The organism is Wolbachia endosymbiont (group A) of Bibio marci, assembly GCF_947251645.1.
Classification (GTDB): Bacteria; Pseudomonadota; Alphaproteobacteria; order Rickettsiales; family Anaplasmataceae; genus Wolbachia.
This window is the reverse complement of the sequence record NZ_OX366364.1, coordinates 1284310-1305806: the sequence shown is the minus strand read 5'-3', so window position 1 is coordinate 1305806 and position 21497 is coordinate 1284310. Positions and strand designations below refer to the sequence as shown.

Annotated in this window: 28 protein-coding genes and 1 tRNA gene; 16 read left to right on the top strand and 13 right to left on the bottom strand. The window is 34.4% G+C overall.

Features of this window, described 5'->3' with window-relative positions:
- Positions 1 to 20 precede the first annotated feature (20 nt).
- The 6 genes from rpsT to OPR48_RS06965 all read right to left on the bottom strand — a co-directional run bounded on the left by rpsT (position 21) and on the right by OPR48_RS06965 (position 5250).
- Complete coding sequence (gene rpsT, locus OPR48_RS06990) at positions 21 to 290, bottom strand: 30S ribosomal protein S20 (protein WP_012673338.1); 270 nt, start codon at positions 288 to 290, stop codon at positions 21 to 23.
- 51 nt (positions 291 to 341) lie between these two features.
- Positions 342 to 1067: a lysophospholipid acyltransferase family protein gene (locus OPR48_RS06985; protein WP_265026007.1), complete on the bottom strand. Its 726-nt coding sequence runs from the start codon at positions 1065 to 1067 to the stop codon at positions 342 to 344.
- A gap of 55 nt (positions 1068 to 1122) precedes the next feature.
- Entirely contained in the window at positions 1123 to 2109 is a 987-nt protein-coding gene (locus tag OPR48_RS06980) for a tyrosine recombinase (RefSeq protein WP_265026006.1), read from the bottom strand.
- Positions 2110 to 2474: 365 nt separating this feature from the next.
- On the bottom strand, positions 2475 to 3110 hold the full coding sequence (locus OPR48_RS06975) for a DnaA ATPase domain-containing protein (protein ID WP_265026005.1): 636 nt from the start codon (positions 3108 to 3110) through the stop codon (positions 2475 to 2477).
- Positions 3111 to 3239: 129 nt separating this feature from the next.
- A complete protein-coding gene (locus OPR48_RS06970; RefSeq protein WP_265026004.1) occupies positions 3240 to 4304 on the bottom strand; it encodes an AI-2E family transporter in 1065 nt (354 codons plus the stop codon).
- Positions 4305 to 4353: 49 nt separating this feature from the next.
- Positions 4354 to 5250, bottom strand: coding sequence for a PGAP1-like alpha/beta domain-containing protein (locus OPR48_RS06965; RefSeq protein ID WP_265026003.1), 897 nt, complete (start codon positions 5248 to 5250; stop codon positions 4354 to 4356).
- Positions 5251 to 5336: 86 nt separating this feature from the next.
- Here OPR48_RS06965 and ispF point away from each other — a divergent pair, with 86 nt between their 5' ends.
- From ispF to OPR48_RS06940, 5 genes are all read left to right on the top strand, one after another.
- Complete coding sequence (gene ispF, locus OPR48_RS06960; RefSeq protein WP_265026002.1) at positions 5337 to 6665, top strand: 2-C-methyl-D-erythritol 2,4-cyclodiphosphate synthase; 1329 nt, start codon at positions 5337 to 5339, stop codon at positions 6663 to 6665.
- A gap of 467 nt (positions 6666 to 7132) precedes the next feature.
- Entirely contained in the window at positions 7133 to 7351 is a 219-nt protein-coding gene (locus tag OPR48_RS06955; RefSeq protein WP_265026001.1) for a hypothetical protein, read from the top strand.
- Positions 7336 to 8292 (top strand): IS5 family transposase, encoded by a 957-nt coding sequence (locus tag OPR48_RS06950; protein WP_265026000.1) that lies wholly within the window; start codon positions 7336 to 7338, stop codon positions 8290 to 8292. Before OPR48_RS06955 ends, OPR48_RS06950 begins: the two co-directional genes overlap by 16 nt.
- Positions 8289 to 8561: a hypothetical protein gene (locus OPR48_RS06945; protein WP_265025999.1), complete on the top strand. Its 273-nt coding sequence runs from the start codon at positions 8289 to 8291 to the stop codon at positions 8559 to 8561. Before OPR48_RS06950 ends, OPR48_RS06945 begins: the two co-directional genes overlap by 4 nt.
- Before the next feature lie 472 nt (positions 8562 to 9033).
- Entirely contained in the window at positions 9034 to 9321 is a 288-nt protein-coding gene (locus OPR48_RS06940) for a hypothetical protein (RefSeq protein ID WP_265025998.1), read from the top strand.
- 15 nt (positions 9322 to 9336) lie between these two features.
- Here OPR48_RS06940 and OPR48_RS06935 read toward each other — a convergent pair whose 3' ends face one another.
- The 3 genes from OPR48_RS06935 to cutA all read right to left on the bottom strand — a co-directional run bounded on the left by OPR48_RS06935 (position 9337) and on the right by cutA (position 10340).
- On the bottom strand, positions 9337 to 9921 hold the full coding sequence (locus tag OPR48_RS06935; protein WP_265025997.1) for a hypothetical protein: 585 nt from the start codon (positions 9919 to 9921) through the stop codon (positions 9337 to 9339).
- Positions 9922 to 9939: 18 nt separating this feature from the next.
- Positions 9940 to 10014, bottom strand: a tRNA-Gln gene (locus OPR48_RS06930).
- The gene (cutA, locus tag OPR48_RS06925; protein ID WP_265025996.1) at positions 10005 to 10340 is read right to left on the bottom strand and encodes a divalent-cation tolerance protein CutA; all 336 of its coding nucleotides are present in this window, start codon (positions 10338 to 10340) and stop codon (positions 10005 to 10007) included. The genes OPR48_RS06930 and cutA overlap by 10 nt, the downstream gene beginning before the upstream one ends.
- Before the next feature lie 231 nt (positions 10341 to 10571).
- Here cutA and OPR48_RS06920 point away from each other — a divergent pair, with 231 nt between their 5' ends.
- Entirely contained in the window at positions 10572 to 10739 is a 168-nt protein-coding gene (locus OPR48_RS06920; protein ID WP_265025995.1) for a transposase, read from the top strand.
- Positions 10740 to 10907: 168 nt separating this feature from the next.
- On the opposite strand, the gene OPR48_RS06915 is transcribed toward OPR48_RS06920, so the two are convergent.
- Positions 10908 to 11879, bottom strand: a complete 972-nt coding sequence (locus OPR48_RS06915) for an IS110 family RNA-guided transposase (protein WP_265025994.1) — start codon at positions 11877 to 11879, stop codon at positions 10908 to 10910.
- Positions 11880 to 12006: 127 nt separating this feature from the next.
- On the opposite strand from OPR48_RS06915, the gene OPR48_RS06910 reads away from it, so the two are divergent.
- From OPR48_RS06910 to OPR48_RS07395, 3 genes are all read left to right on the top strand, one after another.
- Entirely contained in the window at positions 12007 to 12213 is a 207-nt protein-coding gene (locus OPR48_RS06910) for a hypothetical protein (RefSeq protein ID WP_265025992.1), read from the top strand.
- Between the two features lie 271 nt (positions 12214 to 12484).
- Positions 12485 to 12649: a transposase gene (locus OPR48_RS07400; RefSeq protein WP_406830923.1), complete on the top strand. Its 165-nt coding sequence runs from the start codon at positions 12485 to 12487 to the stop codon at positions 12647 to 12649.
- A 40-nt stretch (positions 12650 to 12689) separates the two neighbouring features.
- Positions 12690 to 12851, top strand: coding sequence for a transposase DNA-binding-containing protein (locus OPR48_RS07395; RefSeq protein WP_341818659.1), 162 nt, complete (start codon positions 12690 to 12692; stop codon positions 12849 to 12851).
- A gap of 160 nt (positions 12852 to 13011) precedes the next feature.
- On the opposite strand, the gene OPR48_RS06905 is transcribed toward OPR48_RS07395, so the two are convergent.
- On the bottom strand, positions 13012 to 13134 hold the full coding sequence (locus tag OPR48_RS06905) for a hypothetical protein (protein WP_265025991.1): 123 nt from the start codon (positions 13132 to 13134) through the stop codon (positions 13012 to 13014).
- 248 nt (positions 13135 to 13382) lie between these two features.
- Here OPR48_RS06905 and OPR48_RS06900 point away from each other — a divergent pair, with 248 nt between their 5' ends.
- Complete coding sequence (locus OPR48_RS06900) at positions 13383 to 14381, top strand: pyruvate dehydrogenase complex E1 component subunit beta (protein ID WP_265025990.1); 999 nt, start codon at positions 13383 to 13385, stop codon at positions 14379 to 14381.
- A 5-nt stretch (positions 14382 to 14386) separates the two neighbouring features.
- Here OPR48_RS06900 and OPR48_RS06895 read toward each other — a convergent pair whose 3' ends face one another.
- Positions 14387 to 14746 carry a TrbC/VirB2 family protein gene (locus OPR48_RS06895; RefSeq protein WP_265025989.1) on the bottom strand — a complete coding sequence of 120 codons (360 nt, stop codon included), beginning with the start codon at positions 14744 to 14746 and terminating at the stop codon, positions 14387 to 14389.
- 340 nt (positions 14747 to 15086) lie between these two features.
- Here OPR48_RS06895 and OPR48_RS06890 point away from each other — a divergent pair, with 340 nt between their 5' ends.
- A complete protein-coding gene (locus OPR48_RS06890; protein ID WP_265025988.1) occupies positions 15087 to 15266 on the top strand; it encodes a hypothetical protein in 180 nt (59 codons plus the stop codon).
- A 142-nt stretch (positions 15267 to 15408) separates the two neighbouring features.
- Here OPR48_RS06890 and OPR48_RS06885 read toward each other — a convergent pair whose 3' ends face one another.
- Complete coding sequence (locus OPR48_RS06885; RefSeq protein WP_265025987.1) at positions 15409 to 15531, bottom strand: hypothetical protein; 123 nt, start codon at positions 15529 to 15531, stop codon at positions 15409 to 15411.
- A 152-nt stretch (positions 15532 to 15683) separates the two neighbouring features.
- Here OPR48_RS06885 and OPR48_RS06880 point away from each other — a divergent pair, with 152 nt between their 5' ends.
- The 5 genes from OPR48_RS06880 to carB all read left to right on the top strand — a co-directional run bounded on the left by OPR48_RS06880 (position 15684) and on the right by carB (position 21434).
- Positions 15684 to 16640 carry an IS5 family transposase gene (locus OPR48_RS06880; protein WP_264735368.1) on the top strand — a complete coding sequence of 319 codons (957 nt, stop codon included), beginning with the start codon at positions 15684 to 15686 and terminating at the stop codon, positions 16638 to 16640.
- Between the two features lie 32 nt (positions 16641 to 16672).
- Positions 16673 to 16795: a hypothetical protein gene (locus tag OPR48_RS06875; protein WP_265025986.1), complete on the top strand. Its 123-nt coding sequence runs from the start codon at positions 16673 to 16675 to the stop codon at positions 16793 to 16795.
- Positions 16780 to 17736 carry an IS5 family transposase gene (locus OPR48_RS06870; protein ID WP_265025985.1) on the top strand — a complete coding sequence of 319 codons (957 nt, stop codon included), beginning with the start codon at positions 16780 to 16782 and terminating at the stop codon, positions 17734 to 17736. The genes OPR48_RS06875 and OPR48_RS06870 overlap by 16 nt, the downstream gene beginning before the upstream one ends.
- The gene (locus OPR48_RS06865) at positions 17733 to 17894 is read left to right on the top strand and encodes a hypothetical protein (RefSeq protein ID WP_265025984.1); all 162 of its coding nucleotides are present in this window, start codon (positions 17733 to 17735) and stop codon (positions 17892 to 17894) included. Before OPR48_RS06870 ends, OPR48_RS06865 begins: the two co-directional genes overlap by 4 nt.
- Before the next feature lie 165 nt (positions 17895 to 18059).
- Positions 18060 to 21434: a carbamoyl-phosphate synthase large subunit gene (gene carB, locus OPR48_RS06860; RefSeq protein ID WP_265025983.1), complete on the top strand. Its 3375-nt coding sequence runs from the start codon at positions 18060 to 18062 to the stop codon at positions 21432 to 21434.
- Positions 21435 to 21497: the final 63 nt, after the last annotated feature.

Here is a 21497-nt window from a genome sequence, read left to right as displayed (position 1 = left end):
TTAACTTTACATTAACCGTATTAAGCGGTCATCAATGCTTTTACTTTTGCATTTAAGCGACTTATTTTACGCGCAGCAGTATTCCTATGAATAACACCTTTATTTACACACTTGTGTAAATTAGATTCAGCATTCCGAAATGCCAGAACAACATTTTCTTTGTCGCCAGACTTGATTATATCAACCAATTTTCTAATAGAGGTGCGAGTTTTACTTTTCCGCATCTTATTTATTAAAGTGCGCTTTGCTATTACCTTTATCATTTTTTTAGCACTTTTATGATTTGCCATATATTAATACCTAAAATACTGTACTTTTCTTTTAATTATAAAATTTTTTTATTAATTTGCAATATCAGTTTTTTCTGTGGTTAATCTACCGCTTCTCTCTTCAATAATTTTTTCTAAACTTTGCAAGAATTCATTTTTGTTTAACCCAGGATATATTGGGGGCAATATTTCTATTACTGCCTTTCCGGGATTCTTTCTCAGAGAAAGTATGCTTTTTGGCCAAAACAAACCAGTGTTTAAAGCAACCGGTAACACAGGAACAGATAATACGCTATATAAAGCAGCAATACCTGGTTGATATTTTATATTTTGGTTTATAGTCGTTCTTGTACCTTCAGGAAATATTATTATGCTTCTATTTTCTTTTATACGCATTTTTGCTAGTTTGATTATATGGCGTATAGAACTGATACCATCTGAACGGTTAATAAAAATCATTTTCAGCGCTATGAGGTGCAAACCAATGAATGGAACCCATTTCAATTCACGTTTTAAAATAAAAACCGCTTTTCTAAATAGTAGTATAAAAATAAATGTTTCAAATGGAGATTGGTGTTTGGATGCAATTATAAAAGGTTGCTTAGGAATGTTTTCCATTCCCCTTACTTCATATTTAATGCCACATAATAAACGCAGCATGAACAATACAACTCTCACCGAGCAGACGAGGAAAATGGTTATTACACACTCAGGAAAGAAAATTACAGGGAGAGTAATTAAAGTATAGAATACTTCCCATAATATAAGGAAGAAGTTAAACAATAAACTTGAAATCACAAACTCACATAAATTTATTTAAATTTAACTTTACTACAAATTAAAAGCAATAAGTTTAATTATTGATCATCTGAGTAATAGGATGCGAATCAGCTAATTTGTCCTTTAACTTTTCGTTAGCAATATGAGTATATATTTGTGTTGTAGAAAGGTTAGTATGGCCAAGAACTTTCTGTATCAACACAATATTTGCTCCGCTATCCAGTAGATGGGTAGCAAAAGAATGCCTAATCACGTGTGGAGAGATCTTATTTTCATCAATATTGCATTTTCTTGCTAACTCCTTCATTAATTGACCGACCCTCTGCCTTGTAATTGGTTTATTAGGTTTATCACCTGGGAATAGCCAATCGGATTCCTTTCCGTTAGGGATCAGATTGTCACGAACTGATAAATAATTTCTAAGGCTCTGCAATGCTTGTTCATTAAAAAGAATTTGCCTCTCTCTACCACTTTTTCCTTTTATTATTATATAGCATTCTTTGTTATTACTGTTTATTAAATGTGACACTTCATATAACTTCATATTAATTAGTTCAGAAACACGCATTCCAGAAGAGTAAAGGATATCTAAAATCGCACATAGCCTTTTACTGCTTATCTCTTTATTCGATTCGCTTGCTGATTTTCTCACTGTGTCCATTAGCAAAAATATTTCTTCGACACTTAAATACTTAGGCAAAGGACGAGAAACTTTTGGATTCTTTAATTCAGCATCATTAGCCGGCGCTGGATTAAAATCTATTATTCCGTCATTAAATAGACACTTGTAGAAATTTTTCATAGCGGATATTTTTCTTGATATAGAGCTACTTTTATATTTTTTTTGTGTACATAGAGATTTCACATAATCTTTAATATTGGTTTTGTTTACACCAACCAAGGTAGTGCTGCTTTCTAATAAAAATTCTTCAAACTGGTGTAAATCCGAACGATAACTTTCCAGAGTATTTTGTGTAGCGGACCTCTCTGAAGCCAAAGCATCTATGTAATATGTTATGTAAAGATTTTCTTTTTTATTTTGCGACTGTTTATTTTTCATTATCAGCTCCTATATTTATTTCTTTGGCTATAATTTGATTAGAAGTGTTCCCTGTGTTTCTTATGAGAAAATATGAGACAAATAAAGCATTTATCAATAGAGTGAACATCACAAACTTTTGCTTTAACCTTTTTCTTAAATTTAATCTTACTCTTATCATAGTTAAATTATAACGTTAAATCTATAAAAAACACCTTATAAAGTGAGCTCTACTATAAATATAGAATACTTCTTAGCTGTATCTATCTATATTTATTATAACATAACATTTATTATAATTCTAACATGGACAGATAGAGATTTCAATTACGTTAGTGTTATGGGTGTTAATAAATTTTTAATATATACCTTTACAAAAGAAGAAATCAAATGGCATCTTTTTTTAATAAAGTGCTAATAAAAGGAACGGTCACATTTGACCCTATAGATTCATTATCTATCTTCTCTATAATTTTATCAATGCTATAGAAAGAACGTTCTATTCTTGCTAAAATATAATTAATCACTTTTAAATCAATTTTTAACTGTTTATCTGAAAATCGTTTTATTAGCATAATTCTTAATAATTCCTCGCTTGCAGGCAAAATTTTTACGCTGATAGTTGACAATATTCGAGAGCTTAAATCTCTTAGTTTGAAGTTAAGCTTTTTTGGTGAAATTGAAGAAGTGATTAGCAGCCTCTTGTCACTTTCTTTCATGTAATTGTAACAATGTAATAACATTGCTTCATCTTTAATGTTTTGTACGTCTTCTAAAATAAAAGCATCGCTATACCTAATCTCGCTTACAAAGTTATTCACATTGATAAAAATTGCATCGTTTATTGACTGCCAAATATGAGCAAGATGAGTTTTACCGGAGCTTTTAGGTCCAAAAAGAATCAGACATTTCCAAGATAAATCATTAACTACCGAATTATACACGTGCTTATTTTCATCTAAGATGATGTAATTTTGCCGACTATAATCAGCTTGATTGTTGTTAAATAAATTTAATTGCACGTTAAACCTCTTACGTAGCCTCTTTCTGGTAGTAATTTTTGCGCAGAAATTTACTTACGCTCCTCAAATATCTCAGGTATTCTGCGCTCATTTCTCCTCTTACCATAAATTGATTATGCAAAAGGTCTGTTAGCCGTTTTTATAAAGCTCACTTTTAAAATATTTATTGATTGCATATTCTACTGATACATTGAACATTGCTATTATTGGAATAAAAAGTAATATACCTGTAAATCCAAAATATGAAGCGCATATAGTAATTCCCAGAATAATTACAGTTGGATGTATATGAACTTTTTTTCCTATTAATAAAGGAACTAATATGTTTGAATCTATTAATTGTCCAACACCAAATAATAGCAAAACAGCAGCACTTTCAAACCATCCACTAAATTGAGTAATAGCGCTCAAAAACCCAATAATGGTATATAATAATGGCCCTACGTAAGGTATGAACGTTAACATTCCTGATAAAATTCCAATAACAATAGAGTGTTCCAATCCGATTATGCTCAGGCTCACAGAATAAAAGACCATCATGACAATACATACATTTACCTGCCCCTTTAAATAATTAGATATGATGAAATCCACTTTGGAAAAATAATTTGCAACTTTTTCTCTATAAGGAATAGGAATTAATTTATTAGCTTTTTCTATAATTAAAGGCCAATCACGTAATATATAGAAAAACACTACAGGAGTAATCACCATTAATGATACCGTGTTAAAGCTTGAACTTAACACTTGGATTATAAAGTTACTAGCAATATCAAGAGCATTCATGAAATAAGATACATAGTCGCTGTAATTTTCTGCTAGATTTTTAGATAAGTGATCAAATAAGCTATCCTCGATTTTTATATTAAGAAATTCTAATACAGAGGGGATTACTTTAAGCTTTAATGAAGGCACTTTACTCACTAAGAAATTTAATATTGAGGTAATTTGAACATATATACTAGGTAAAACATATGTTATAACTAGTATAAAAGCTATTAATAAAACAAGTATTATAAAAATTACAGAACATAAACGCGGTATTCTATACTTTTCAAACTTGACTACTAGCGGATTAAACAAATATGCAATAACAATAGATATTAAACATGGAAAAATCATAGGACGCATCAGGAATAACATCCCTATTATAAAAAGCAGTATAAAACAAATAGTTATATGGCGTTTTTGCATGGGTTTAGCATAACTAATTTACTGAAAAATATACAGTTTATTGTAAATACTATCTATTCATTGTTTTATCAATTTTATTAAGTATTAGATCAGTAAAATTTTCACCCAATTCTTGACTGAATAAAACTTCGTTATGTGAACTGTCTCTAGATTTTTGCAAATTAACAGTTTTGATAAATTTTTCACATATCAATTTATCATTTTCTATTGCATGTGCCAATTGTGCAGGTTGCGGTATTAAGTCATCTCCTTCGCTATTAATAACTATTATTGGCATATTCAATTTTCCCTCATCTCGCAACTTTCGTATATCGTTCACTAGATCAAAATCTAGATCTAAAGCCTTTAGCAATTTTTTAAAAATGGATGAGGGCAACATACTTAAAATTTTTGCTTGAGGGATCGGAAAATGCCCTATTGCTGTATGAAAAGAGCTGAAAGTGCTAGTAAAAATAACACCTCCAAGTTTAACGTTTTTGTCTGCAAAGTGTTTCAAAACTGCCGATGCAACTGCTCCTCCAAAGGAATGGCCAAAAAGTATAATATTTTCAGGCCTCACACCCTTGTCCATTAATTCATTGATTTTTTCTATCGAGGGCTTAAGCAAACTTTGATCTCTATTTATAAAGGGAATAAAAATAAGCACCACGGATAAAAAAATGCAAGTTAGAGCAGCTAAGCTTGCTAAACCAACTACTCCAGCTGTTATGGGGCTTATAAGTAGTAATATTGCAATGGGCGCTGATACAGATGCCACGAGGAATAAAAAGCTAACTGCAGCATAAGTTATGTAGTTCTGAAATGCTCTTGGATATTTATGTGCATGGCTATTATTTGATCCATTTAAACCTTGTACATAATTGTGAGCACTTTTATAGTTATCCCCTATTCCATGAAAGAATATAAGGTGTATCTCATTTTCTTTATTACACTTAGTAATGTGCATTCTAGCATCGTATTATATCTTAATTAATATAATACACTCTTTTTTTAAAAATGTAAATAACCTGTTACTATACACTTACGCTGAAAATGATAAATATGCACACTAACAGACTTAAGAAATACAAAATAGCAGCATTAATAGTTGCAGCGGGAGTAGGCAGTAGATGCAGTAACACAATTCCTAAGCAGTATACAGAACTTGCAGGTAAATCTGTTTTATTTCATACAATTAAAAGATTTCTGGCTAACCAATATATAGATTACATAAGAATAGCAATTAATAGAGACCATGAAAGTTTTTATAGGGAAGCAATGGATCTCTTATCCAACCATTATTTAAGTGAAAAATCAGCAGTACACTCCTTCCAGCGCGTGACGCTGGAATCTAGAAAAAAAGAAAGTATGGATCCAAGTAGTCAAGCTACTTGGATGACAGGAGGTGTAGATACTAAATTACTAAGTCCAATATATGGAGGAGAAAACAGGCAAAATTCAGTTAAACTAGGGCTTAAAAGCTTACAAAAAATTAACCCAGATTTTGTAGTTATACACGATGCTTGTAGGCCTTTTGTGTCAAATGTTCTGATAGATAACTTGGCTCAATTCATGATTAATGATCAATATACAGGAGTAGTTCCAGCAATAGAAGTTGAAGATACTATGTCATTGGTGGGTAATAATTTCGTTGAATCTACGATTTCAAGAGGAAAACTCAGAGCCATACAAACTCCTCAAATTTTTAATTTCAAAGAATTATTATCGTGCCATCAATCAGACAAAGAATTTACTGACGATTCATCACTAATGGTAGAGCACAAAAAACATGTTGCAATTATTAAAGGTGAGAAAAGCAATTTTAAGTTAACCACAAAAGAGGATATCAATATGGCAAAGCTTCTTTTTGAAGAGCCAAAATTTCGTGTCGGAACTGGTTATGATATACATAAGTTCATTAAAGTTCAAAATGGTGCTGAGAGCTTTATAAAAATTTGCGGTGTGAAAATTGAGCACAACATGGCAATAGAAGCACATTCCGATGGTGATGTTGCAATACATGCAATCGTTGATGCAATACTCGGAGCACTGGGATGTGGCGACATAGGAGAACATTTCCCTCCTAGTTCCTCTGAATGGAAAGATTGCAATTCATCTCACTTTCTTGACTTTGCTGCTAAAAAAGCAAAGGAAAAAGGGTACAGCGTGTCTAATTTAGATATTACTATAGTTTGTGAGGAGCCTAAAATATCGCCTTACAAAGTAGAAATGAAGAAATTCATATCAAAAGCATTAGAAATTGATGATGAATTTGTAAATATCAAAGCAACCACTGCAGAAAAATTAGGTTCTATTGGAAGAAATGAAGGAATAGCAGCATATGCTTCTGTGTTATTGCATACAAACTTTTATTGGGAATAGAAACGAAAAAACTTACTTGACACCCTTCGCCAGCCCCCTTATCATGAAACTGAAGGTATTCAGTTATCTTCAATCTGTGCAGATTAAACGACAACAGTATTACGTAATTGGCGTCTTATTTTTAATTTTTTGCACTATGAGCACCTTATGTCTTCACAACATTTCTAGGTTTTTACCTATATAAGCTGAAACGCGCTTATAAGTCGTTTAAGACAGTATAGTACGCCAATTTGCAGGATTAGAGAGTGAACACTAATTACCACGGGGTTTCTTTGCCTTTTTTTCTGCTTAGTAAATTTCTTAAACATTTTAGCTAAGGTTAGTTGCACTTAAAAGCAGCTAAATTGCAGCGTTTAAGGCTTAAAAAACGCCAATACTGAAAATAGACAATGACCAGGGCTTCTTTTGCCTTTTTTTTCGTTTGGTAAATTTTTTAATATTTATAGCAACATGAACTGGGCAGGAAGGTGTCATTCCAGTGCTTGACACTGGAATCCAGTTTTCCATATAATCTCATCGAAAATGTTGTAACCACTTTCTATGCTAGTTTGCTTGCTTACAAGCAAACTTTTCTGGATCCCAGTGGGCTTTGTTGCATAGCAACCGAAAAAATCTGGTGGCTACTGACAAAATTCATTATAAATAACCATTTAACTGTTGAAGAAAAAATATGCCACAGAAAATGAAAGTCAGTAACCAAAATGAATATAACAAATTTCTCCAGGAAAGAGGAAATATTTTTCATTATATCAATGAAGCCATAGAAAATTGGTATGAAAATAGTCCAAAAATGCAAGGCGGCAACTATATTTACAGTGATAAAGTTGTGATTTTGGTGCATATAATTGTCAATCTTTTTAGAATTGGTTTAAGACAAACGGTGGGGTTTATAAAAGGATATATGCAACAAATAGGAAGAGATTTAGCAGTTATCAGCTATTCACAAGCATCAAGAAGGTTTAAGAAACTTAATATTAAGATCAATGATTGCAGAATTGATAAAAATAATATGGAAGACATCGAAATTGCTATAGATAGTACAGGTATCAGCATTTACAACAATACCCCTGGTCACAGCAAGGAAAATAGCGCTAACAGAAAATATCGTGGCTATGAACAGACAAGAAAATTGCATGTAATGTTGAATATAAACAGCAAAAAAGCCATAGCTGTAAAATACAGTAACGGTGTCTACTCTAATCACTATGGAGCTTGCGATTTGCTTAAAGAAGTTAATTTTCAGCATATCATAAAAGCACTATATGCAGATAGGGCATATGATAGGCACAAGTTTTACAAATTGTGTCACGAATATGATATAAAGGCAAAAATTCCACCAATAAACAATGCGGCAGAACATCCAGAAATAGATTATATGTCTGACAGAAATGCTGCTATTAGGTTAATAAAATTATACGGTGAAGATGGCGTGAAAGAATGGAAAAAAGAAGTAAATTATGGGAAAAGATCTTATATTGAAGGGTTTTTCTCAAGATTAAAGCAAATATTTGGATTCAGCTTTAGGAATAAATCCGAAGTAAATCGCGAAAAAGAATTGCTGATTAAGTGCTATTTGCTTAATCAATTTACTGAAATTGGTATGGCTAAATTTGAAATGGCTACATGATATTTATCGTAAATTACTACCAGTATAAGGTGCGATGCAACAAAGCCATCCCAGTGTCTGGGCACTGGGATGACATCCTCCCTTGTGGAGATTGCTCTCAAATCACAATGTTCGTACAGCTATGCAAACACAAAGGTGTCATTCCAGTCTGGGATCCAGTTTTCTTTACAAATTCACCAAAAGTGTTTCATTCTATAACGCAAAACCCATACTCACCAAACCCAATGCATTACTTGCAATTAAGTTTCCTGGATCCCAGACTGGGATGACATCATAGGGGCGCTGGCCATAAGTGTTGAAAGTGCAATCACACAAGGTGATTAATGGTATGTAAATCTCCTCTTGATATCAACCTTCGTTGTTGGGAAAGCAGATAAACCACGTCGAAAATTCGCTTAAACCTTCTAACCACAGGCAAAAAGGCGCTTTTTTAATTTATTTTATTACCATTGAAATTTATGCCGTTAACCACCTTATATAATGCCACTTATAGCACTTTCAACACTTATGGGGCGCTGGCCTGACAATCGTCATCCCGCTACGTGCTAGCGGATGAGATACCGCGGCAGTATGACGTAGATTGCTGTCATCCCGCTGCTTGTTAGCGGGATCTAGAGATACCGCGGCGGTATGACGGTTCGCGGCGGTATAGTAACTCGTCATTCCGCTACTTGTTAGCGAAATCTGCTGTGGCAACATAAACTCAAATCATTTCAAATTTCAATCCAAAGAGGTATCATCATGTCAAACAACTTCAATTTCAAAGAATTTTTTCACCATTACGAAGCAAACAGTACGTCAGATGATATACAACGGTACTGTATACTGTGGAAATCAGTGATAGCACAGGCAATGACTGATGCAGCAAGTAACTGTAAAAAAACAGAAAGCTTGGTGGAAAAACGTAAAGCAATTTCTTGGTTGTCAGACTTTAGTCAAGATTTTGTGCACACATGTATATTGGCTGATTGTGATCCGGTATACGTAAAAAACAAAATACAGCCAATCTTAAAAAGCCTTACTAGATAAAGCCTTTTTATATACTCAATGAGGTTTACTCCTTTTACCGAAAAAAATATCATGCAATCTCCTATCTATAGTTTTCTCTATATCTTTGACTAATAGCTGCTTTATCATGTTTACTTTCCGCTTTGCATCTTGAGCATGATGCTCATTGTTACCACTGTTATTGCTGTAATTATTCTTATCACTATAACTACTGCTACTTGATTTACTACTGTTACTGAACTCACTACCCTTTTTTCTTCTTGTGATTATGAACTTGAGTATCTGCACTATCTTTTCCTTTAAAAAGGACTTCCAGCCTGTGCTAAGGAACAACTTATAGAGAAAATGCGGAGTAAGAAACGCCACTAATATTCGAATAGAAATTCCGTAACCGAGATCTTCCCTGTTTTCATAATACCATTTGCAATATTGAAACAAACGGTAAAACGCATTTTTGAAAGAGCCAAATTCTACAGCATACCAAAAACCATTGCTGAGAAACATGAGCATAATGCTGGATATATAAAGATACATTGTGAAGAGAAACAGTTTCACAGTTATATCTTTTAGACTACCTAATATATAATTTAATAATCTTAATCTATAGAAAAGTGATATCATTTTACACCCACTTCAACATGGCTGGGGTGGAAGGATTCGAACCTTCGCGTGGCGATATCAAAAACCGCTGCCTTACCACTTGGCTACACCCCAATACTACTTACATCAATAACACTATTAGCCCAATTAGTAAAAGATTTATTTGCTTTTTCTATGGACATCACAGCAATAGCTGGCTGATCATAAGGATGCATTGCTTCGATTTTTTCTACAATTTTATCAACTTGATCATTTTTGCTCTTCATAATTGCTACTACTTCACAACTATTACTAATTTTACCTTCCCATAAATACAGAGAATTCACTTCGGGAAATATATTGACACATACAATTAATTTCTCGTTTAACAATTCTTCAGAAACAGTTTTAGCTTCTTTAAAATTTGAAAAAGTTGTATAAACCAAAACTAAACTATTCATTAGAATCTATATAAACGCATTGCTACTATACTTCACTCAGGTTTATTCATCAAGAGAAAATAGATTAGATTTACTTCGAAATCCTGTCATTTCAGCGCGTGATGCTGGAACCTATAGCCAAAAATTTACCTACAATCCGATAAGCAACAAATTCGTCATTCCGCTACTATAGTATTTCCCAAAACAAATGATAAAGGTATAATATGGAATTAATGAAATATGAGGTAAGTAATGGCATACAGTGTAGACTTAAGGGAGAAAGCTATCTCTTTGGTGGAAAGAGGGAAGTCAAAATCTGAAGTAGCAGATCTTCTAGAAATAGGAATTGCAACCTTGTACAGATGGCTGAAAAAGAAAGGAAACGATGAGAGCCTGGAGGCAGGAAAGCAGTTGTGTTAAAAGTCAATAAAAAAAATGAAAAATATCGAAAAATTTTCAATTTAGTAGATTTATAAAAAATCAATATATTATGACTCTTAATTTAAATATTCTTAATCTAGTGTAGCTGTGGATAAGTACTTATAGTTTGTATAGCGTACTTATCCACAAGCTCTGCCATAAATTAGCTTAGATAGAAACAGACTGAGGACTATATTCCTCAGTAAAGACTCTATCGTCTCTGACCAAAGAGTTAGCAAGAATAAGCAGTTTTCTCATGGCAGCAGTGGAAGCAATTTTATATGGCTTTTTATATTGATTATATAATCTAGTAAAGAAAGGGTTGATATAAGAATTAACTTTTTGTGCACTGAGAATACACATGTGTAAAACCGTTCTAACTTGTGATCTACCGCCCTGAATACATCTCTTTCCTTTACTGAAACCACTGTCTCGATTAAAAGGTGCAAGTCCTGCAAGGCTAGATATTTGCTTTTCTTGAAGGGTTCCAAGTTCGGGCAAATAGCAAATCAAAGTAATGGCTGTGATTTTACTTACACCTGGTATGCTAGTTATTGATATATATTTTCTTTTAAGCTCTTGGTTTTGATCGATAAATGTAATCATTTCATCTTCTAAAGTTTTAATTTGATTACGTAAAATCGCGAGAAGCTCCTCTATTTGTTTGATTATAGATGTATCAGTTACCTGTTGGATTTGGGTTTTTTGTATTTTTGCTATTTCTACAAGTTGGTTTCTACGAGATAATTTTTGTTTCAAGCAATCAATATTACCATTATCAACTGTTAAAGGAGTAACACGCATATCTGTATTATTGATATAACGTGAAATGATACTGCAGTCTATTTTATCAGTTTTTGTAGTAATACCAAGGCTTTTAGCATAGTCTCTAACCCATCTAGGTTGAATGACGTACACCTCAAAACCATTGCTTAGTAAAGTATAGGCACATAATTTTTCGTATCCACCAGTTGCCTCAAGACCAACTTTGGTTACATTATGCAAACGTAAAAAGTCCAGCATTTCATCAATGGATTGTACATTGTTTTCAAATATTTTATAATGCTCAAGTGGGTGAATGTGGATATCTAATTTACTTTTGCTAACATCAATGCCAGCAATAATATTTGATGAATTCATAATTCCTCCATAATAATAACATATACTGCATTTTCCAGTCTTATATACGAGCCTAAAAGCTCAATCAGTTGTTCGGAACTTTCAGTATAAATTTAAGAGAAGAGAACCTTGCTTTCCAACGGTCCCTATGACCAAGAAAGGAAATGGTTCCTCTTCTCTATACATCTTTATATTACTGCTTTGTCACACTTATAAAGACTTAATTTCAACATATAAGAATGGAAGTTTTATTCGAAAAATAGATCCAGAAGTACTCAAAGAATATGTCAAAAAACACCCAGCTAGCAGAAATGAAACAAAATCTAGGATTTGGAATAAATTCAATTTGGTATAGGTTAAAACAGCTAAAAATAACCTTAAAAAAAAGTCACAGAACGTAGTCAAGAAGATAGGCAGCGCTTTACCGATAAAATCTCAAAAATAGACCACTCTAGCATTTTATATATAGATGAAGCAGGAGTTGATAATAGATTATACCGAGAATATGGACGAGCTCCAAAAGGAGAAAAAATATATGCTCTGGAAAAAAGCGAGAGAGAGTAAGTATAATAGGCGGATGAGAAGTTCATTGCACCAATAACTTTCACGGGAGAAAGAAGTATTTAATGCGTGAGATATTACTGCCACAGTTAAAGCGTGGTACAACTATAGTTATGGATAATGCTATATTTCATAAGACTCCTAAAACAAAGTCATTAATAGAGTCTTTTGGCTGTCATTTGTTGTACCTTCCAGCATATTTACCAGCTCACTTTTACCCACAAATATAAGAAGTGAGTAAGATAGATATTAAATAAAATTGGGACCAAAATGAATGAAGTAAGTACAAATGTGCAATATACTGATGGCTTAGGGGATAAATGGCTGGAAAGAGAGTTAAAACACGTTAACTTGGGGGATATAAGGCTTAATAAGAGACTTATTGAAACAAGCTATTGTATAGAGGGTAAGGCATCTGAATCAAAGCTGTAGTAGATGGAAAGAAGCCAAGGGTGCATACAAGCAATGAAAAGCTTAAGGATAAGGAAATTTATTTTTCCCACTATAAAGAAACTATGGAGAGAATAAAAGGAAATCAGTTTGTTTTTTCAGTTCAAGATACAAGTTCATATCTAAATATGGTAAAAGTGGGCTAAAATGGCTGGTTTTGTATTATATTAAAACTATTATAAAGAAAAGTTCGAACAGATCTAGCAGTAGGGCACTGGGATGACACCTTTGTGTTTGAGGCAAAATCGGCTATAACACTTAACATACTGCCTTTGCAAACAAATGTTCGTACAGCTGTGTGCTTGACACTGGAATCTAGAAAACTTAATTGCAAGTAATGCATTGGGTTTGGTGAGTATGGGTTTTGCGTTATAGAATGAAGCACTGACCTTACCCATCACTGAATTAAAAGAAGTAGATATTCAAGCAACATAATGTTTGTAAAACTTAATTTGTACGCTTCCTAGTAATTCTGATATAGTTACTTTAGTTAAAGTCTACAAAAGTTTATAAATGGCAACCTTAAGTGTAAGAGAAGCTTTATGCACAGCAATCAGAGAAGAGATGCAAAACGACCCTGATGTGCTTATCATGGGTGAAGAAGTTGCAGAGTATGATGGTGCTTATAAAGTAACGAAAGGATTACTGAAAGAGTTTGGAGAAAACAGAGTAGTTGATACTCCTATTACCGAACATGGATTTGCTGGCCTTGCTGTTGGAGCGGCATTTGCTGGATTAAAGCCAATAGTCGAGTTTATGACTTTTAATTTTTCTATGCAGGCTATTGACCAAATTGTGAATTCCGCAGCAAAAACAAATTATATGTCAGGCGGACAACTTGGATGCCCTGTAGTATTTCGTGGACCAAATGGCGCTGCAGCAAGAGTTGCTGCACAACACTCTCAATGCTTTGCATCTTGGTATTCGCATATACCGGGGTTAAAAGTAATAGCACCCTATTTTGCCTCCGATTGCAGAGGTCTGCTTAAAGCTGCAATTCGTGACCCTAATCCGGTAATATTTCTAGAAAACGAAATAGCTTACGGACATGAACATGAAGTTTCTGACTCTGAACTGTCAAATAAAGATTATCTACTTGAGATAGGCAAAGCTGCTGTTATACGAGAGGGAAAGGATGTAACTATCACTGCTTTCTCATTAAAATTAATGGACGCCTTAAATGCAGCAGATTTACTTTCTGATGAGGGCATAGAAGCTGAAGTTATTGACCTCAGAACCTTAAGACCACTTGACACTCAAACTGTTATTAACTCTATTCAGAAGACTAATAGGTTAGTTAGTGTAGAAGAAGGATGGCCATTTGCAGGAATAGGAGCAGAGCTGTCAGCCGTTGTCATGGAACAAGGATTTGACTACCTTGATGCTCCAGTTATACGCGTAACTGGCAAGGACATCCCCTTACCTTACGCTGCAAATCTGGAAAAAAAAGCATTACCGCAAGTGGAAGATATAGTTGAAGCCGTGTATCAGGTCTGTTTTAGAAAAAAATAACCCTATTAGTTCTTTTTTGTAATATCTCCTATTCCACATCGTTCCATAAAAGAAGCATCTGTAGTGTTTATACTAGCCATTACTTTCGTGACAATAGCTTTAGCACCGAAAAATACAGCACAAAATACACCTAGCGCAAAAAGAGCTGGCCATGGCATTCTACCAAATATCGCAAGCAAAGCTGCACCTATTATCACTACGGTCATAAACGGTCCGCCTATTCCCCAAACGTAGCCAATAATATTACATATTACTTGAGCAGTTGTGTCAGCATTAGTGTCAGCAGCAGCACTCCCAACATGAGAAAAAGAAATAAATAATACTATAAGAAAAATATTGAAAATTCTCTTGATTGTAGGGTTCATCCCTATACCTTAAACTTAGATATTGTAATTATATCTAAAATACTATAATTTTTAGTAAAACTAGCATAAAGATTGAATAACAAACGGTGCCACAAAAGTAGTTGATACACAACTGCACAAACATTGTAATATAGACATAGTAAACGATATTATTCCAGTGCTTGACGCTGGAATCCAGCTGAGTTGGTGAGTATAAAAGTATAGCTTCTACGTCATACCACCGCGGTATCTCAGCAGATACCGCTAACACGTAGCGGGATGACGAGCTTATCGTCATGCTGCCGCGAACCGTCATACCGCCGCGGTATCTCTTAGCCGCTAACAAGCAGCGGGATGACGGTTGTCATGGTGTCATCCCAGTGCCTTGACACATAGCTGTACAAACGTTTTTGGCTTGACTCACCAGTGGGTGTCATTCCAGTGCTTGACACTGGAATGGCTTTGTTGCATCGCTAGCTATGATGGATTAAAGATAAAAAAGATAGAGAATATCAGTAGCTTATTATTCTGGTATTTATAACAAGAACGGTCAGTGAATACCTAAATTTGAGTAAAAGAAATTTCACTACCACTCACTAATCCGGCTAAAATTCAAGAATTTCAATGCTTTAGCTATTTTCAATAGAATTAAATTTATTAATATAAATAATAAATTACTATTCTTAAATTTGATCAGATTGATTGCAAAAAAACAAGATTTTCAATAAGTTGCTTATAATCCTAACTATAGTTAGCCTTTCATAAGTAGCGATGCAACAAAGCCCACTGGAATCCAGGTTGCTCACAAGCAAACTAGCATAGAAAGTGGTTACAACGTTTTCGATGAGATTGCAGGAAGGCTGGATCCCAGTGGGCTTTGTTGCATAGCAACCGAAAAAATCTGGTGGCTACTGACAAAATTCATTATAAATAACCATTTAACTGTTGAAGAAAAAATATGCCACAGAAAATGAAAGTCAGTAACCAAAACGAATATAACAAATTCCTTGAAAAAAGGGGAAATATTTTTCGTTACATCGATGAAGCTATCGAAAATTGGTATGAAAATAGTCCAAAAATGCAGGGCGGCAACTATATTTACAGTGATAAAGTCGTAATTTTGGTGCATATAATTGTCAATCTTTTTAGAATTGGTTTAAGACAAACGGTGGGGTTTATAAAAGGATATCTGCAACAAATAGGAAAAAATTTGGCAGTTATCAGCTATTCACAAGCATCAAGAAGGTTTAAAAAACTTAATATTAAGATAAATGATTGCAGGGTTGATAAAAGCAACATGGAAAATATTGAAATTATCATAGATAGCACAAGTATCAGCATTTACAGTAACACTCCTGGCCACAGTAAGGAAAACAGTGCAGATAGAAAGTACCGAAGCTACGAGCAAGTAAGAAAGTTACATGTTATGTTAAGTGTGAATAGTAAAAAAGCTATAGCTGCAAGATACAGTAATGGCGTCTACTCTGACCACTATGGAGCTTGCGATTTGCTTGAAGAAGTTAATTTTCAGCACAAAATAAAAGCATTATATGCAGATAGGGCATACGATAGGCACAAACTTTATAAATTGTGTAAGAAATACGATATAAAGACAAAAGTTCTACCAAAAAAGGATGCAGCAGAACATTCAAAAATAGATTATATGTCTGACAGAAATGCTGCTATTAGGTTAATAAAATTATATGGACAAGATGGTGTAAAAGAGTGGAAAAAGGAAGCAATTTATGGAAAGAGATCTTACATAGAAGGATTTTTCTCAAGGTTGAAGCAAGTATTTGGATTTAGCTTTAGGAATAAATCTGAAGTAAATCGTGAAAAAGAATTACTAATTAAGTGCTATTTGCTCAACAAATTCACTGATATTGGTATGGCTAAATTTGAAATCATTACATAAATTTGTCGTAAACCATCACTGCTTAAGGTGCTATGCAACAAAGCCCACTGGGATGGCTTTGTTGCATAGCAACCGAAAAAATCTGGTGGCTACTGACAAAATTCATTATAAATAACCATTTAACTGTTGAAGAAAAAATATGCCACAGAAAATGAAAGTCAGTAACCAAAATGAATATAACAAATTTCTCCAGGAAAGAGGAAATATTTTTCATTATATCAATGAAGTCATAGAAAATTGGTATGAAAATAGTCCAAAAATGCAAGGCGGCAACTATATTTACAGTGATAAAGTTGTGATTTTGGTGCATATAATTGTCAATCTTTTTAGAATTGGTTTAAGACAAACGGTGGGGTTTATAAAAGGATATATGCAACAAATAGGAAGAGATTTAGCAGTTATCAGCTATTCACAAGCATCAAGAAGGTTTAAGAAACTTAATATTAAGATCAATGATTGCAGAATTGATAAAAATAATATGGAAGACATCGAAATTGCTATAGATAGTACAGGTATCAGCATTTACAACAATACCCCTGGTCACAGCAAGGAAAATAGCGCTAACAGAAAATATCGTGGCTATGAACAGACAAGAAAATTGCATGTAATGTTGAATATAAACAGCAAAAAAGCCATAGCTGTAAAATACAGTAACGGTGTCTACTCTGATCACTATGGAGCTTGCGATTTGCTTAAAGAAGTTAATTTTCAGCATATCATAAAAGCACTATATGCAGATAGGGCATATGATAGGCACAAGTTTTACAAATTGTGTCACGAATATGATATAAAGGCAAAAATTCCACCAATAAACAATGCGGCAGAACATCCAGAAATAGATTATATGTCTGACAGAAATGCTGCTATTAGGTTAATAAAATTATACGGTGAAGATGGCGTGAAAGAATGGAAAAAAGAAGTAAATTATGGGAAAAGATCTTATATTGAAGGGTTTTTCTCAAGATTAAAGCAAATATTTGGATTCAGCTTTAGGAATAAATCCGAAGTAAATCGCGAAAAAGAATTGCTGATTAAGTGCTATTTGCTTAATCAATTTACTGAAATTGGTATGGCTAAATTTGAAATGGCTACATGATATTTATCGTAAATTACTACCAGTATAAGGTGCGATGCAACAAAGCCATCCCAGTGTCTGGGCACTGGGATGACACCTCTGGGCACTGCCGTCATAAAGGAACCAGTGTCAGCTACTTGAATGACATCATTTGCTGTGCAATTTACCTTCAAAAATGAATGTTTGTACAGCTGTGTGTCAAGCACTGGAATCTGCCACGCAAATTGCAATGTTCGTACAGTTATGCGTCAAGCCTAAAAGTAGTTAGCTAATAGGTTTAATAAAAATTCACATTTATAGGAAAGATTGGTAACATTACTTGAATAAAGACCGTTATTGTAATTATGCCAAAACGCACAGATATAGACTCTATATTAGTAATAGGAGCAGGCCCAATAGTTATAGGTCAGGCGTGTGAGTTTGATTATTCCGGAACGCAAAGCTGTAAAGTATTAAAAAGCGAAGGTTATAAAGTTATTTTAGTTAACTCCAACCCCGCAACTATAATGACAGATCCTGAGTTTTCTGATGCGACGTATATTGAGCCGGTGTTGCCTGAAATCATAGAGAAAATTATAATTAAGGAGAGGCCAGACGCAATATTGCCAACAATGGGCGGGCAAACAGCGCTCAATTGTGCAATAAAACTTGCAGATGATGGAGTGTTAGACAAATACAACGTAGAACTAATAGGAGTAAATAGAGAAGCAATAAAAAAAGCAGAAGATAGGGAATTATTTCGCCAATCCATGGATAGAATAGGGCTAAAATACCCCAAAAGTGTCATTATAAAAAATCAAGAACAAATAAAAAAGGCTTTGGATTACATTGGATTACCAGCAATCATCCGTTCATCATTCACTCTTGGCGGTGCAGGTAGCGGCATAGCATATAATAAAGAGGAGTTTTTCAATATCGTAGAAAGTGCTCTCAAAATTTCGCCAATAAATGAAGTTCAGATAGATGAATCAATTATCGGCTGGAAAGAATATGAAATGGAAGTTATCCGTGACTGCAAGGATAACTGTATAATAGTGTGTTCAATAGAAAATGTTGATCCAATGGGGGTGCACACTGGGGATAGTATCACAGTTGCTCCTGCTTTGACTCTGCGTGACGTAGAATACCAACAGATGAGAAATGCATCTATAGCAGTGCTGAGGGAAATTGACGTTAGTGCCGGTGGTGCAAATGTTCAGTTTGCAGTGAATCCTAAAGAAGATGGAAGCCTCGTTGTAATTGAAATGAATCCAAGGGTTTCTCGCTCTTCTGCACTTGCCTCAAAAGCAACAGGCTATCCTATTGCAAAAGTTGTAACTAAACTTGCTATTGGCTATTCGCTCGATGAAATACGTAACGACTGCGCTCCAATAATACCAGCAGCATTCGAACCAGTGATTGATTATATCGTCACTAAAATTCCTCGATTTGAGTTTGAAAAATTTAAGGGGACGAATTGTGAATTATCAACTTCCATGAAATCAGTGGGAGAAGTAATGTCTATAGGCCGCACTTTTAATGAGTCACTACAGAAAGCTTTCCGTTCACTTGAAACTGATCTTACAGGACTTGATGAAGTATTTCCTGAGAACATTGATATTGATCACGTAAAATCTCAATTAGCAAAATTGCTGCCAAACAGATTACTGATTGCTGCTGACGCAATGCGCCACGGAATTAGCATAGAAGAAATAAATTCGATTACAGGATATGACTTATGGTTTCTGCAAAATATACAGCAAATCATCTTAGCTGAACAAAAAATCAAGGAAAACGGCCTTCCTGAGACTGCATATGAAATGTTAGAGCTGAAAAAAATGGGATTTTCAGATGCAAGATTGGCAAAATTAAGTAACAAAAAAATAGAACAGATTGAAGAAATAAGAAAAAAATTTGGCATCAAACAAGTTTATAAACGTGTAGACACCTGTGCAGCTGAATTTGAATCGAGCACTGCTTATATGTATGGCTGCTATGAGGGTGATGTTGAAAATAAAACGGAATGTGAGGCGAATATTTCTGACCGAGAAAAGGTTGTCATTTTAGGAAGTGGTCCAAATCGCATTGGTCAAGGTATTGAGTTTGATTATGCATGCGTACATGCAGCTTCTGCCGCCAAAGAAATGGGGTATGAAACAATAATGATCAACTGTAATCCAGAAACTGTCTCAACTGACTACGATACCGCTGATCGTTTATATTTTGCACCACTCATTGCAGAGGATGTGCTTGAAATACTAAGTAAAGAGCAAGAAAATGGCACACTGGTTGGTATGATAGTTCAAATAGGTGGTCAAACACCTTTAAAGTTAGCCAAAGTGCTTAACGAGAGAGGTTTCAAAATTTTGGGAACTTCGTTTGATTCTATTGACCTTGCAGAAGATCGCATGAGGTTTAAAAATCTTGCTTTGCAACTTAATTTAAAACAACCTGAAAGTTCTATCTGCCATTCAGTAGAAGAAGCGTTAACCAATGCAGAAAAGGTGGGGTTTCCACTAGTAGTCAGGCCATCATATGTCCTCGGCGGTCAGTCTATGTCGATTAGACACGATACTCAGAGCTTTAAAGAGTATGTCTTGAATCAAACCAAAATTTTTGAACACGGATCGCTGCTTCTTGATAAATTTTTAGTCAATGCAGTTGAGGTTGACATTGATGCTGTATGTGATGGGGAAAAAGTTTTCATTGCAGCGGTCATGGAGCACATTGAAGAAGCTGGTATCCACTCTGGCGATTCAACATGCTCAATACCGACAAATACATTGAGTGACGAAGTAATAAAAGAGATCGAGCTCCAAACTGAGAGAATAGCATTAGCATTAAAAGTGAAAGGTCTGATAAACATTCAGTTTGCTGTTCAAGAGAATAGACCTCTTGCAGAACCTGTTTGTGATGAGAAATTTTTAGGAAAAGTGCAGATGAGCACCACAGAATACTCGAATGTATTTGAGGAGCGCAGACAAGCTTTGACGACAAAATTGCCTTCAGAAATCGAATTATGCAAGAGGTCTAGTGATGTATACATACTTGAAGTGAATCTAAGGGCTAGTCGCACAGTTCCTTTTATTTCCAAGGTAATCAACATTCCTGTTGCAAAGCTTGCCACTCAGGTTATTTTGGGTAAAAAATTGAATCAGGAAAACAAGCCTTTCAATCATTTTGCAGTTAAAGCTGCTGTTTTTCCATTTACCCGCTTTGCAGGAGTTGATACTTTACTTGGTCCTGAAATGAAATCAACAGGAGAAGTGATGGGAATTGACTCATCTTTCAAAGCTGCACTTGCAAAAGCGCATATGGCTGCAGGATACAAGTTACCAACAGAAGGAACAGCTCTGGTTTCAGTAAAAGATGATGATAAAGAGTATATATTGCCAGTTGCACGAATGTTGAAAGAACTGAGTTTTGAAATATATGCCACCAAAGGCACAGCTTCGTATCTGAACAATAACGGCATTGCTGCAAAAGCTGTAAATAAAGTGAGAGAAGGCAGACCCCACATCGTTGATATGCTCAAAGATGGAAAAATAAATCTAGTGATCAATACCTCAAAAGGTGTAAAGTCAGTCTCAGACAGCAAAAATATTCGCAGAACTGCTATTTTGCAAAATATAGCTTACAGCACCACAGCTTCTGGAAGTAAAGCGTTAGTGCTTGCAATTCAATATGTAAAGAATAGCAAATTGGAAGTGAAATCATTACAGCAGATACAAAACATTTAAATATCAAAACTAAAATAATTCATTGCTCTATCTCAAAATCGTGGTAGAGTAATGTAAATTAAA

Coding starts and splice junctions, on each gene's coding strand:
- carB (WP_265025983.1), top strand. CDS start 18,060: ATGCCAAAACGCACAGATATAGACTCTATATTAGTAATAGGAGCAGGC.
- OPR48_RS06920 (WP_265025995.1), top strand. CDS start 10,572: ATGGCATACAGTGTAGACTTAAGGGAGAAAGCTATCTCTTTGGTGGAA.
- OPR48_RS06945 (WP_265025999.1), top strand. CDS start 8,289: ATGATATTTATCGTAAATTACTACCAGTATAAGGTGCGATGCAACAAA.
- OPR48_RS06905 (WP_265025991.1), bottom strand. CDS start 13,134: ATGTTAAGTGTTATAGCCGATTTTGCCTCAAACACAAAGGTGTCATCC.
- OPR48_RS06915 (WP_265025994.1), bottom strand. CDS start 11,879: ATGAATTCATCAAATATTATTGCTGGCATTGATGTTAGCAAAAGTAAA.
- OPR48_RS06965 (WP_265026003.1), bottom strand. CDS start 5,250: ATGCACATTACTAAGTGTAATAAAGAAAATGAGATACACCTTATATTC.
- OPR48_RS06980 (WP_265026006.1), bottom strand. CDS start 2,109: ATGAAAAATAAACAGTCGCAAAATAAAAAAGAAAATCTTTACATAACA.
- OPR48_RS06880 (WP_264735368.1), top strand. CDS start 15,684: ATGCCACAGAAAATGAAAGTCAGTAACCAAAACGAATATAACAAATTC.
- OPR48_RS06875 (WP_265025986.1), top strand. CDS start 16,673: ATGCAACAAAGCCCACTGGGATGGCTTTGTTGCATAGCAACCGAAAAA.
- ispF (WP_265026002.1), top strand. CDS start 5,337: ATGATAAATATGCACACTAACAGACTTAAGAAATACAAAATAGCAGCA.
- OPR48_RS06870 (WP_265025985.1), top strand. CDS start 16,780: ATGCCACAGAAAATGAAAGTCAGTAACCAAAATGAATATAACAAATTT.
- OPR48_RS06970 (WP_265026004.1), bottom strand. CDS start 4,304: ATGCAAAAACGCCATATAACTATTTGTTTTATACTGCTTTTTATAATA.
- OPR48_RS06910 (WP_265025992.1), top strand. CDS start 12,007: ATGACCAAGAAAGGAAATGGTTCCTCTTCTCTATACATCTTTATATTA.
- OPR48_RS06950 (WP_265026000.1), top strand. CDS start 7,336: ATGCCACAGAAAATGAAAGTCAGTAACCAAAATGAATATAACAAATTT.
- OPR48_RS06940 (WP_265025998.1), top strand. CDS start 9,034: ATGTCAAACAACTTCAATTTCAAAGAATTTTTTCACCATTACGAAGCA.
- OPR48_RS07395 (WP_341818659.1), top strand. CDS start 12,690: ATGAATGAAGTAAGTACAAATGTGCAATATACTGATGGCTTAGGGGAT.
- rpsT (WP_012673338.1), bottom strand. CDS start 290: ATGGCAAATCATAAAAGTGCTAAAAAAATGATAAAGGTAATAGCAAAG.
- OPR48_RS06865 (WP_265025984.1), top strand. CDS start 17,733: ATGATATTTATCGTAAATTACTACCAGTATAAGGTGCGATGCAACAAA.
- OPR48_RS07400 (WP_406830923.1), top strand. CDS start 12,485: ATGCGTGAGATATTACTGCCACAGTTAAAGCGTGGTACAACTATAGTT.
- OPR48_RS06900 (WP_265025990.1), top strand. CDS start 13,383: ATGGCAACCTTAAGTGTAAGAGAAGCTTTATGCACAGCAATCAGAGAA.
- OPR48_RS06895 (WP_265025989.1), bottom strand. CDS start 14,746: ATGAACCCTACAATCAAGAGAATTTTCAATATTTTTCTTATAGTATTA.
- cutA (WP_265025996.1), bottom strand. CDS start 10,340: ATGAATAGTTTAGTTTTGGTTTATACAACTTTTTCAAATTTTAAAGAA.
- OPR48_RS06935 (WP_265025997.1), bottom strand. CDS start 9,921: ATGATATCACTTTTCTATAGATTAAGATTATTAAATTATATATTAGGT.